Annotated in this window: 9 protein-coding genes; 8 read left to right on the top strand and 1 reads right to left on the bottom strand. The window is 40.3% G+C overall.

Annotated features, from left to right (window positions below; all coding sequences use genetic code 11):
• The first annotated feature begins 34 nt into the window (after window positions 1-34).
• From nusG to VKY50_RS02875, 8 genes are all read left to right on the top strand, one after another.
• The gene (nusG, locus tag VKY50_RS02910; RefSeq protein ID WP_008991780.1) at window positions 35-586 is read left to right on the top strand and encodes a transcription termination/antitermination protein NusG; all 552 of its coding nucleotides are present in this window, start codon (window positions 35-37) and stop codon (window positions 584-586) included.
• Window positions 587-659: 73 nt separating this feature from the next.
• Window positions 660-1,097: a 50S ribosomal protein L11 gene (rplK, locus tag VKY50_RS02905; protein WP_324298665.1), complete on the top strand. Its 438-nt coding sequence runs from the start codon at window positions 660-662 to the stop codon at window positions 1,095-1,097.
• Window positions 1,098-1,115: 18 nt separating this feature from the next.
• Window positions 1,116-1,805 (top strand): 50S ribosomal protein L1, encoded by a 690-nt coding sequence (rplA, locus tag VKY50_RS02900; RefSeq protein WP_324298663.1) that lies wholly within the window; start codon window positions 1,116-1,118, stop codon window positions 1,803-1,805.
• A 24-nt stretch (window positions 1,806-1,829) separates the two neighbouring features.
• Window positions 1,830-2,351 carry a 50S ribosomal protein L10 gene (gene rplJ / locus VKY50_RS02895; RefSeq protein WP_324298661.1) on the top strand — a complete coding sequence of 174 codons (522 nt, stop codon included), beginning with the start codon at window positions 1,830-1,832 and terminating at the stop codon, window positions 2,349-2,351.
• A gap of 53 nt (window positions 2,352-2,404) precedes the next feature.
• Entirely contained in the window at window positions 2,405-2,782 is a 378-nt protein-coding gene (gene rplL, locus VKY50_RS02890) for a 50S ribosomal protein L7/L12 (protein WP_324298660.1), read from the top strand.
• A 137-nt stretch (window positions 2,783-2,919) separates the two neighbouring features.
• Entirely contained in the window at window positions 2,920-6,729 is a 3,810-nt protein-coding gene (rpoB, locus tag VKY50_RS02885; RefSeq protein WP_324298658.1) for a DNA-directed RNA polymerase subunit beta, read from the top strand.
• 91 nt (window positions 6,730-6,820) lie between these two features.
• Window positions 6,821-11,122 carry a DNA-directed RNA polymerase subunit beta' gene (gene rpoC, locus VKY50_RS02880; protein ID WP_324298656.1) on the top strand — a complete coding sequence of 1,434 codons (4,302 nt, stop codon included), beginning with the start codon at window positions 6,821-6,823 and terminating at the stop codon, window positions 11,120-11,122.
• A gap of 123 nt (window positions 11,123-11,245) precedes the next feature.
• A complete protein-coding gene (locus VKY50_RS02875) occupies window positions 11,246-11,560 on the top strand; it encodes a DUF3467 domain-containing protein (protein WP_324298654.1) in 315 nt (104 codons plus the stop codon).
• Window positions 11,561-11,589: 29 nt separating this feature from the next.
• Here the strand turns inward: VKY50_RS02875 and VKY50_RS02870 are convergent, their stop codons facing one another.
• Window positions 11,590-12,087: a metallophosphoesterase family protein gene (locus VKY50_RS02870; RefSeq protein WP_324298652.1), complete on the bottom strand. Its 498-nt coding sequence runs from the start codon at window positions 12,085-12,087 to the stop codon at window positions 11,590-11,592.
• Window positions 12,088-12,133: the final 46 nt, after the last annotated feature.

Genomic DNA, 12,133 nt, shown 5'->3' with positions numbered 1-12,133 from the left:
AGTAATTAGTTAATCTTAAAAGACGGGTATTGCAATGGCAGATACGTTGGCAAAACAATGGTATGTAGTAAGAGCTGTAAGTGGCCAGGAGAATAAGGTTAAAGGTTACATAGAGCAGGATATCGCACGTCTTGGATTTGGTGATTATGTAGATGAGGTTTTGGTTCCAACTGAAAAGGTGGTCCAGATTCGTAATGGAAAGAAAATAAGCAAAGATCGTGTATACTTCCCAGGCTATGTAATGGTGAAAGCCAACTTAGGTGGAGAGGTGACTCACATTATTAAATCTATCACCGGTGTTATCGGTTTTCTCGGAGAAGTAAAAGGAGGAGATCCTGTGCCGCTTCGTAAATCTGAGGTTAACCGTATGCTAGGAAAAGTGGATGAATTATCTGTGAAAACGGATAATGTTGCTATTCCTTATAATCTTGGAGAGACAGTAAAAGTTATCGATGGTCCTTTCAATGGGTTCAATGGAACAGTTGAGAAGGTGAACGAAGAAAAGCGTAAGCTTGAAGTGATGGTGAAAATCTTTGGAAGAAAGACACCATTGGAATTGAGCTATATGCAAGTAGAAAAGATATAATTGTTACACATTATATAGATTCGTCTAAGCTTCCAAAATTTGGACGATTCAAATTTTAAATTGAACATAAACAATGGCAAAAGAAGTAAGTAAAGTAGTTAAGCTACAAGTCAGGGGAGGTGCAGCGAATCCATCGCCACCGGTTGGACCCGCTCTAGGTGCTGCCGGCGTTAACATCATGGAGTTCTGTAAGCAATTTAATTCGCGTACACAGGACAAACAGGGTAAGGTATTACCTGTTGTTATCACCGTTTACAAGGACAAATCATTTGACTTTGTAATTAAGACACCGCCAGCGGCAGTTCAGCTAATGGAAGCGGCTAAGGTTAAAAAAGGATCTGGAGAGCCAAACCGTAAAAAAGTTGCAAGCATTACTTGGGATCAAGTAAGAGCTATCGCAGAGGACAAAATGCAAGATCTTAACGCATTTACTGTGGAATCAGCTATGAGCATGGTTGCAGGTACTGCAAGATCTATGGGATTAACGGTTTCAGGAGAAAGGCCCTTTTAAATCTTAAAGAATCTAGAAATGGCAAAATTGACAAAAAAGCAAAAAGAGGCTGCAACTAAAATTGATAGAAGCAAATTGTATTCTATTAATGAGGCTTCTGAATTAGTAAAAGAGATCACTAACGTAAATTTCGATGCATCGATCGACCTTGCGGTACGTTTAGGAGTTGACCCTCGTAAAGCGAACCAAATGGTTAGAGGGGTTGTTACCCTACCACACGGAACTGGTAAGGATGTTAAAGTATTGGCTTTGGTTACTCCAGATAAGGAAGAAGAGGCGAAAGCTGCTGGTGCGGACTACGTTGGGTTAGATGAGTATCTTCAAAAGATTAAAGACGGCTGGACGGATGTTGATGTGATCATCACCATGCCAAGTGTAATGGGTAAATTGGGTCCATTAGGTCGTGTATTAGGACCTAGAGGTTTAATGCCAAACCCAAAAACAGGTACAGTTACTATGGATGTAGCTAAAGCTGTAGAAGAGGTGAAAGCTGGTAAAATTGACTTTAGAGTTGATAAAACGGGTATCGTTCACGCTGCTATTGGTAAGGCATCTTTCTCTGCGGATAAAATCGCAGGTAACGCCAATGAATTATTACAAACAATATTAAAACTGAAGCCAACTGCGGCAAAAGGAGTTTATATCAGGAGTATCTACTTATCCAGCACGATGAGTCCAAGTATTCCGGTAGATCCTAAGGCGGTTTAATTGGCAGTGTAAATTTTTATAATCATGACTAGAGAAGAAAAGTTAACGGTAATAGAAGATTTGACTGCGCAGTTAGGGGATAACGGCATTATTTATTTGGCTGATATTTCTGGTTTGAATGCCCAAGCTACTTCCAATTTAAGAAGAGCTTGTTATAAGGCTAATATCAAACTCGCAGTTGTTAAAAATACATTGCTTGAGAAGGCAATGGAGGCTTCTGATAAAGATTTTGGGGATCTTCCATCAGTACTAAAAGGAAATACTTCCTTGATGTTTTCTGAGACTGGAAACGCTCCTGCAAAATTAATTAAGGACTTTCGTAAGAAATCTGATAAGCCTATTCTTAAGGGTGCTTTCATCGAAGAGACAGTGTTCCTTGGAGATGACCAATTAGATGCTCTTGTTAGTATCAAATCTAAAGAAGAGGTTATCGGAGATATCATCGGATTACTACAATCTCCTGCTAAGAACGTTATTAGCGGTCTTAAATCAGGTGGTGGTAAATTGGCTGGTATTCTTAAGACTTTATCAGAAAAGCAATCATAATAAGTACGCACTTAAAACAATTATATTTTAAAAATTTATTAAAACGGTAGAAAATGGCAGATTTAAAAGATTTTGCAGAACAATTAGTTAATTTGACAGTTAAAGAAGTAAACGAATTAGCTGATATATTAAAAGAAGAATATGGTATCGAGCCTGCGGCTGCAGCTGTAGCTGTTGCTGGTGGAGCTGCTGCTGGTGGAGGTGAAGCTGCTGAGGAGCAAACTGAGTTTGATGTTATCCTTAAAGCTGCTGGAGCTTCTAAGTTGGCTGTAGTAAAATTAGTTAAAGAATTAACTGGTTTAGGCCTTAAAGATGCTAAAGAAATAGTTGATAGCGCACCAAAAGCTATCAAAGAAGGTGTTTCTAAAGACGAGGCTGAAAGCCTTAAATCGTCTCTAGAAGAAGCAGGTGCTGAGGTAGAATTGAAATAATTCCATCTTGCAGCCCTGTGCTGTAAAACACGGTTTAGGTCCTTCCTGAGATAGTTCGGGTTGAGACCTAAACCCTTTTGCGTATATAAGTGTATACGCATTTTCAATTTTCATTTTAATCAAAATATTGTCCATTGATGTTCACAAATCAGACTGAAAGAATTAGTTTCGCCTCTGCTAAGAATACCCCGGCATATCCGGACTTCTTGGACATTCAGATTAAGTCATTCCAGGACTTCTTTCAATTGGAGACCAAATCTGAAGAACGAGGAAACGAAGGTCTTTATAATACCTTCATGGAGAACTTCCCCATTACTGATACGCGCAATCAATTTGTACTTGAATTTTTAGACTACTTCATTGATCCTCCACGTTATTCTATTCAGGAATGTATCGAGAGAGGGTTGACTTATAGTGTTCCACTTAAGGCTAGACTAAAACTTTATTGTACAGATCCTGAGCACGAAGATTTTGAAACCATAGTCCAGGACGTGTATTTGGGAACTATTCCCTATATGACACCAAGTGGTACTTTTGTTATTAACGGTGCCGAGCGTGTTGTAGTATCGCAATTACATAGATCTCCAGGTGTATTCTTTGGTCAATCGTTCCACGCTAACGGAACTAAATTATATTCTGCCCGTGTGATTCCTTTTAAAGGGTCGTGGATAGAATTTGCTACAGATATCAATAGCGTTATGTACGCCTATATTGATAGAAAGAAAAAGTTACCAGTGACTACGCTTTTCCGTGCTATAGGATTTGAGCGTGATAAAGATATTTTAGGGATATTTGATTTAGCTGAGGAAGTTAAGGTGTCTAAGAGTGGCCTTAAAAAGGTCCTTGGAAGAAAATTAGCTGCTCGTGTTTTAAAGACATGGCATGAGGATTTCGTTGATGAGGATACAGGAGAGGTGGTCTCTATCGAGCGTAATGAAATTATCTTAGATAGGGATACCATTTTAGAGAAGGAGCATGTGGACGAGATCTTAGAGACCGATGTAAAGACTGTTCTTCTTCATAAAGAAGATAGCCATACCGGTGACTATGCTATAATCTACAATACCCTGCAAAAAGACCCTACTAACTCTGAAAAGGAGGCCGTGGAGCACATTTACCGTCAATTGCGTAATGCTGAGCCGCCAGATGAGGAGACTGCTCGAGGAATTATCGATAAGTTGTTCTTCTCAGATCAACGGTATAATCTTGGTGAGGTAGGTCGTTACAGAATGAATAAAAAGTTGGGCCTTAATATCGATATGGATAAGCAGGTACTAACTAAAGAAGATATAATTACCATTATCAAGTATTTGATCGAGCTTATTAACTCAAAAGCTGAGATCGATGATATTGATCACTTGTCTAACCGTCGTGTTCGTACTGTGGGAGAACAATTGTCCTCTCAGTTCGGTGTTGGTTTGGCTCGTATGGCCCGCACCATTAGGGAACGAATGAACGTTAGAGATAATGAGGTCTTTACGCCAATTGACCTTATTAATGCTAAAACGTTGTCTTCGGTAATTAATTCCTTCTTTGGAACCAATCAGTTATCTCAGTTTATGGATCAGACCAATCCGCTTGCTGAAATCACTCACAAACGTCGTCTTTCCGCATTAGGACCTGGTGGTCTTTCGCGTGAGAGAGCTGGATTCGAGGTGCGTGATGTTCACTATACGCATTATGGTCGCTTGTGTCCAATTGAAACTCCTGAGGGTCCAAACATTGGATTAATTTCATCCTTGAGTGTGTTTGCTAAGATCAACGGTATGGGATTTATCGAAACTCCATATCGCAAAGTAACGGAAGGTAAAGTTGATCTTTCTCAGATTTTGTACCTAAGTGCAGAGGAAGAGGAAGAGAAGAAAATTGCCCAAGCCAATATCCCAATGAAGGAAGATGGTAGCATCGATACTGATAAGGTGATTGCTCGTGAGGAAGGTGACTTCCCTGTGGTTGATCCAGTTGAGATTGATTATACGGATGTTGCACCAAACCAGATCGCTTCTATATCAGCCTCTCTTATTCCTTTCTTGGAGCACGATGATGCGAACCGTGCACTGATGGGATCCAACATGATGCGTCAGGCTGTACCACTGGTACGTCCTGAATCTCCGATTGTAGGAACTGGATTAGAGCGTCAAGTTGCTACCGATTCCAGAGTACTGGTAAATGCTGAGGGAAGTGGTGTTGTTCATTATGTTGATGCTAAAAAGATCGTTATCAAGTACGACCGTACGGATGAGGATCGTTTGGTAAGCTTTGATGATGACTATAAAACCTATAACTTGGTTAAGTTTAGAAAAACTAACCAGGGAACTTCAATCAACTTGAAGCCTAACGTGAAGCGTGGTGACAAAGTGGTTAAAGGTCAGGTGTTGTGCGAAGGTTATGCTACTCAACAAGGGGAATTAGCTTTAGGTAGAAACCTTCAAGTGGCGTTTATGCCCTGGAAAGGATATAACTTTGAAGATGCTATTGTAATCTCTGAAAAGGTGGTAAGAGAAGATATCTTTACCTCGATTCACATCGATGAGTATTCTTTAGAGGTAAGAGATACCAAACTCGGGGCAGAGGAATTAACCAATGATATTCCAAACGTATCTGAGGAGGCTACCAAAGACTTGGATGAATATGGTATGATCCGTATTGGTGCAGAGGTTAAGCCTGGTGATATCTTGATTGGTAAGATCACACCTAAGGGGGAATCTGATCCTACTCCAGAGGAGAAATTACTTAGAGCGATCTTTGGAGATAAAGCTGGAGATGTGAAGGATGCTTCATTGAAAGCTTCTCCTTCATTGAATGGGGTTGTTATCGATAAGAAACTTTTCTCTCGTGCTATTAAAGATAAGCGTAAAAGAGCCAAGGATAAGGAAGATATCGCGAAATTGGAATTGGAATACGAAACCAAATTCTCGCAGTTGAAGGATGTGTTGATTGAAAAATTATTTTCAATAGTAAACGGCAAAACCTCACAAGGGGTATTCAATGATCTAGGCGAAGAGGTGTTCCCTAAAGGGAAGAAGTATACGCAAAAGATGTTGAATGCTGTGGATGATTTTGCTCACTTAGTTAGTGGAACTTGGACTACTGATGATCAGGCCAATGCACTAATCAATGACTTACTTCACAATTATAAAATTAAACTAAATGACCTTCAAGGGGCATTACGTCGTGATAAATTTACCATCTCTGTAGGGGATGAATTACCTGCAGGGATTATGAAACTTGCCAAGGTTTACATCGCTAAGAAACGTAAATTGAAGGTAGGGGATAAAATGGCAGGACGTCACGGTAACAAAGGTATTGTTGCTAGAATCGTTCGTCAGGAAGACATGCCTTTCTTAGAGGATGGAACGCCAGTGGATATCGTGTTGAACCCATTAGGGGTACCTTCCCGTATGAACATTGGTCAAATCTATGAAACTGTTCTTGGATGGGCCGGTAAAAAATTAGGTAAGAAATTTGCGACTCCAATTTTTGACGGAGCTACTTTGGATCAGATCAATGAATTAACAGATCAGGCATCCATTCCTAGATTCGGTCACTCCTATCTATATGATGGTGGTACTGGAGAACGTTTTGATCAACCAGCAACTGTTGGTGTGATCTATATGTTGAAACTCGGGCATATGGTTGATGATAAGATGCACGCTCGTTCCATTGGACCATACTCACTTATTACGCAACAACCTCTTGGTGGTAAAGCGCAATTTGGTGGGCAACGTTTTGGAGAGATGGAAGTTTGGGCATTGGAGGCTTATGGAGCATCTAGTACCCTTCGTGAAATCCTTACCGTGAAATCGGATGATGTGATCGGTAGAGCGAAAACTTATGAGTCCATTGTCAAAGGAGAAATGATGCCAGAACCTGGTCTGCCAGAATCTTTCAACGTGTTAATGCACGAATTAAAAGGTCTTGGTTTAGATATCAGATTAGAAGATTAATAATTTTAACCAAAGGGCAGCCTTACTCAAAGGGTTGCCCGAGGTTAAAAAGGTAATACAAATTACACTTAATTCATTATCACCATATATTATGGCTAGAAATAAAGATAAGAATACAGTACAGAGGTTCAATAAAATCTCTATCGGTTTAGCCTCTCCGGAATCTATTCTAGGAGAATCCAGAGGTGAGGTTCTCAAGCCGGAAACTATTAATTACCGAACCCATAAGCCAGAGCGTGACGGTCTATTTTGTGAGCGTATTTTTGGACCTGTAAAGGATTATGAATGTGCTTGTGGTAAATATAAAAGAATACGTTATAAAGGAATCGTTTGTGATCGATGTGGAGTTGAAGTAACAGAAAAGAAGGTTAGACGTGATCGCGTTGGACACATCAACTTGGTGGTTCCCGTGGCTCATATCTGGTACTTCCGTTCTTTACCTAACAAAATCGGTTATCTTCTTGGGTTGCCTTCCAAGAAGCTAGATATGATTATTTATTACGAGCGTTATGTGGTTATTCAACCAGGTGATGCTAAAAATGCCGATGGTGACCCTGTTCAAAAAATGGACTTCCTAACCGAGGAGGAGTATTTGAACATTTTGGAAACCATTCCAGCAGAAAATCAATACCTAGAGGACAATGATCCTAATAAGTTCATCGCTAAGATGGGTGCAGAGTGTTTGATTGAATTGTTGTCTAGAATTGATCTTGATGATCTGTCTTACGAATTAAGACATAAGGCCAACAATGAAACCTCGAAGCAACGTAAAACAGAAGCGTTAAAACGTTTACAAGTTGTGGAAGCGCTACGGGAATCTCAAAGAAATAGAGAGAACAAGCCGGAGTGGATGATCATGAAAGTAATTCCTGTGATCCCACCAGAATTACGTCCATTGGTTCCTCTTGATGGTGGTCGTTTCGCTACTTCGGATCTCAATGACCTTTATAGACGTGTTATTATCAGAAATAACCGTTTGAAGCGATTGATGGAAATCAAAGCTCCTGAGGTGATTTTGAGAAACGAAAAACGGATGCTTCAAGAGTCTGTTGATTCATTATTTGATAACACTAGAAAATCTTCTGCTGTTAAGACAGAGTCCAACAGACCATTGAAATCGCTTTCAGATTCGCTCAAAGGGAAACAAGGACGTTTCCGTCAGAACTTACTAGGGAAACGTGTTGATTACTCAGCGCGTTCTGTTATTGTGGTAGGTCCAGAGATGAAACTCTATGAGTGTGGACTTCCTAAAAATATGGCAGCGGAACTTTACAAACCGTTTATCATTCGAAAGCTGATCGAAAGAGGAATTGTAAAAACAGTTAAATCTGCTAAGAAGATTATAGATAAAAGAGAGCCAGTTGTATGGGATATTCTTGAGAATGTACTTAAAGGACACCCTGTATTACTAAACCGTGCTCCTACATTACACCGATTGGGTATTCAGGCCTTCCAGCCTAAACTAATCGAAGGAAAAGCGATTCAATTGCATCCATTAGTGTGTACCGCATTCAACGCGGATTTTGATGGGGATCAAATGGCCGTACACTTGCCACTAGGTCCTGAAGCAATCCTTGAGGCACAGTTGTTAATGTTGGCTTCTCATAATATATTAAACCCTGCGAATGGTTCTCCAATTACGGTACCATCTCAGGATATGGTTCTTGGTCTTTATTATATGACCAAAGCTAGAAAATCAACTCCAGAGAAAACCGTTAAGGGAGAAGGACTTACTTTCTACTCAGCCGATGAGGTAAATATCGCATTCAATGAAAAGAAAGTCGACCTTAATGCTATTATTAAAGTTCGTACGCGTGACTTTAATGAAGAAGGAGTGTTAGTTCCTCAAATTATTGAAACTACTGTTGGTAGAGTGCTATTCAACGAAGTAGTTCCTGAACAAGCAGGTTATATCAATGAGGTATTGACAAAAAAATCATTAAGAGATATTATCCATAATATTTTAAAAGCAACAGATGTACCAACTACGGCTGACTTCTTGGATAAGATTAAGAGTATGGGGTATAACTTCGCTTTTAAAGGTGGACTGTCCTTTAGTTTAGGTGATATTATTATTCCAGAGGAAAAGGACACGATGATTCAGGATGCCAATCAACAGGTGGATGGAATTATGATGAACTATAACATGGGGCTTATCACCAATAACGAGCGTTACAATCAGGTGATTGATGTTTGGACCTCTACCAATGCGATGCTTACCGAAATGGCTATGAAGCGTATTCGTGAGGATAACCAGGGATTCAACTCTGTGTTTATGATGTTGGATTCTGGTGCAAGGGGTTCTAAGGAACAGATTCGTCAGCTTACTGGTATGCGTGGATTGATGGCTAAGCCAAAGAAATCTACCGCTGGTGGTGGTGAAATTATCGAAAACCCGATTCTTTCTAACTTTAAGGAAGGTCTTTCGATTTTGGAATACTTTATCTCCACTCACGGTGCTCGTAAAGGATTGGCGGATACCGCACTAAAAACTGCGGATGCAGGTTACTTGACACGTCGTTTGGTGGATGTATCGCAGGATGTCATCGTAAATGCTGTTGACTGTGGTACTTTAAGAGGTATTGAAGTAGAGGCCTTAAAGAAAAATGACGAAATCATTGAGTCTTTGGGGGAAAGAGTTGCTGGACGTGTTTCTCTAGATGATGTGTATGACCCGTTGACTGAAGAGTTAATTGTTGGTGCTGGTCAGGAGATTACAGATGCCATTGTTAAAAAGATAGATGCATCACCGATTGAGCGTATGGATGTACGTTCTCCGCTCACTTGTGAGGCGAAACAAGGTATTTGTGCTAAATGTTATGGTAGAAACTTAGCTACTGGAAAAATGGTTCAAAAAGGGGAGGCTGTTGGTGTAGTTGCTGCACAGTCGATCGGTGAACCTGGAACTCAATTGACCTTGCGTACCTTCCACGTTGGAGGTATTGCAGGAAATATCTCTGAGGACAATAAGATCATCTCTAAATACAACTGTAAAATTGAGATCGATGATCTAAAAGTTGTTAAGGGTGTCGACGCTGAACAAAAACCTGTGGATGTCGTAATTTCCAGAACGGCTGAAATCAAGTTTATCGATGAGAAAACGGGCATCACTTTGGCAACCAATAACATTCCTTATGGTTCGCAAATCTTCAAGAAAGATGGTGATAAATTAGAGAAAGGGGATGTGGTTTGTCAGTGGGATCAATATAACGCGGTAATTATCTCTGAATTCTCTGGTAAGATCGTCTATGAGAATATCGAACAAGGGGTTACTTACCAGGTGGAGATCGATGAGCAAACTGGTTTCCAAGAGAAAGTTATCTCTGAGTCTCGTAATAAGAAACTCATCCCTGCTCTTTTAATTAAAGACAGCAAAGGAGAAACATTACGTTCTTACAACTTACCAGTTGGCGCACATATCATGGTAGATCACAATGATAAAGTGGCTGAAGGTAAAGTACTGGTGAAGATTCCAAGACGTTCTTCTAAGGCCGGGGATATCACCGGAGGTCTTCCAAGAGTTACCGAGCTTTTCGAGGCGCGTAACCCTTCGAATCCTGCAGTGGTTAGTGAGATTGATGGTGTGGTTTCCTTTGGTAAGATCAAACGTGGCAATCGCGAGATTATAGTGGAATCTAAATTAGGAGAACTTAAAAAGTACTTGGTTAAATTGTCGAACCAGATCCTAGTTCAAGAGAATGACTATGTTCGTGCAGGTATGCCGCTCTCGGATGGTTCTATCACACCAGAGGATATCTTGAGAATTAAAGGGCCTTCTGCTGTTCAGCAGTACTTAGTAAATGAGGTACAAGAGGTATATCGTTTACAAGGGGTAAAAATTAATGACAAGCACTTTGAGGTAGTGGTACGTCAGATGATGCGTAAGGTAAGCATCGACGATTCTGGTGATACAACCTTCCTAGAGCAACAATTAGTACATAAAGATGACTTCATTGAAGAAAATGACCGAATCTTTGGTATGAAGGTAGTCGAGGATGCCGGAGAGTCACAGAACTTAAAAGCTGGTCAAATCATTACACCTAGAATGCTCAGAGATGAGAACTCTGTACTAAAGAGAGCGGATAAGCAATTAGTGGTAGCGAGAGATGCTGTTCCCGCGGTTGCAACGCCAATTCTTCAAGGTATTACCAGAGCTTCACTTCAGACCAAGTCCTTTATCTCAGCAGCTTCCTTCCAGGAAACTACTAAGGTGTTAAACGAGGCAGCGGTCAGCGGTAAGGTTGATGGTCTTGAAGGACTTAAAGAAAATGTTATTGTTGGTCATAGAATTCCAGCAGGTACTGGAATGAGAGATTACGATAATATTATCGTAGGGTCCAAGGAGGAGTATGATGAGATTATGGCAAGTAAACAACAACATGTTAATTTCTAGTAAATTAATAAATGTGTATTAAATAAATGACCCTGGGGATTTTCTCCAGGGTTTATTTTTTTTGAATTCTATGGTAATATTGCGCAGATCTTAGTACCTTTATTTTTATCAAAAACATGGATTATGAGCGATCAAAAAGATCAACATAAAAATCAAATCAATATCGAAATAGATGATATAACGGCAGAAGGGACCTACGCGAACTTGGCCATCATCAATCATTCTGTTTCTGAATTTGTGGTTGATTTTGTCAGTATTATGCCTGGACGGCCCAAGGCAAAGGTGAAAAGCCGCATTATTCTTACCCCGCAACACGCCAAGAGATTTCTAAAGGCGCTTCATGATAACGTACAACGTTTTGAGAATAATCACGGGGAAATTAAGGATTATGAGCAACCCCCAATCCCGCTTAATTTCGGTCCAACCGGGGAGGCTTAATAACTCGTGCTTGGGGGATGGTGGTTCGATTAACTGCCTTTCTTTATTTCAATGATTTCCAATTTCTTGATTTCACCCTTTTCAAGGACAAATCGCAGCATGGTGCGTACTTGATGTATGCCATACTGGCCAACGGCTCCTGGATTTAAGTGTAATAGGTTTAAACCCTTATCCCATTTTACTTTTAAAATGTGCGAGTGACCGCATATAAATAACTTAGGAGGATTCTTTTTTATCCGCTCTTTTACCTGCGGACTATATCGGTTTGGGTATCCACCAATGTGAATCATCCACACATCTACACCCTGACAAGTAAAGCGAATTTCCTCTGGGAATTCTCTTCGAATGGTGGCATTGTCGATATTACCATAAACGGCCTTTAGTGGTTTAATGGCCTTTATGGCATCGGTTACCTCTAGACTGCCAATATCGCCAGCATGCCACACCTGGTCTGCTTGTTTTACGTACTTTAGGATGGTATCGTCGATGTATCCATGAGTGTCAGAGAGTAGTAAAATCTTTTGCATAGGATAGTTTGGGATTTAACCGAGCAGGAATTTTTGAGCCGTTGAA

Source organism: Galbibacter sp., from assembly GCF_035306585.1.
Classification (GTDB): domain Bacteria; phylum Bacteroidota; class Bacteroidia; order Flavobacteriales; family Flavobacteriaceae; genus Galbibacter.
This window is presented reverse-complemented; position numbering and strand designations above follow the sequence as displayed.

Bases quoted from the DNA above. Each gene is read 5' to 3' on its own strand.
- rplJ (WP_324298661.1), top strand. From the start codon at position 1,830: ATGACTAGAGAAGAAAAGTTAACGGTAATAGAAGATTTGACTGCGCAG.
- rplL (WP_324298660.1), top strand. From the start codon at position 2,405: ATGGCAGATTTAAAAGATTTTGCAGAACAATTAGTTAATTTGACAGTT.
- rplK (WP_324298665.1), top strand. From the start codon at position 660: ATGGCAAAAGAAGTAAGTAAAGTAGTTAAGCTACAAGTCAGGGGAGGT.
- rplA (WP_324298663.1), top strand. From the start codon at position 1,116: ATGGCAAAATTGACAAAAAAGCAAAAAGAGGCTGCAACTAAAATTGAT.
- rpoB (WP_324298658.1), top strand. From the start codon at position 2,920: ATGTTCACAAATCAGACTGAAAGAATTAGTTTCGCCTCTGCTAAGAAT.
- nusG (WP_008991780.1), top strand. From the start codon at position 35: ATGGCAGATACGTTGGCAAAACAATGGTATGTAGTAAGAGCTGTAAGT.
- VKY50_RS02870 (WP_324298652.1), bottom strand. From the start codon at position 12,087: ATGCAAAAGATTTTACTACTCTCTGACACTCATGGATACATCGACGAT.
- VKY50_RS02875 (WP_324298654.1), top strand. From the start codon at position 11,246: ATGAGCGATCAAAAAGATCAACATAAAAATCAAATCAATATCGAAATA.
- rpoC (WP_324298656.1), top strand. From the start codon at position 6,821: ATGGCTAGAAATAAAGATAAGAATACAGTACAGAGGTTCAATAAAATC.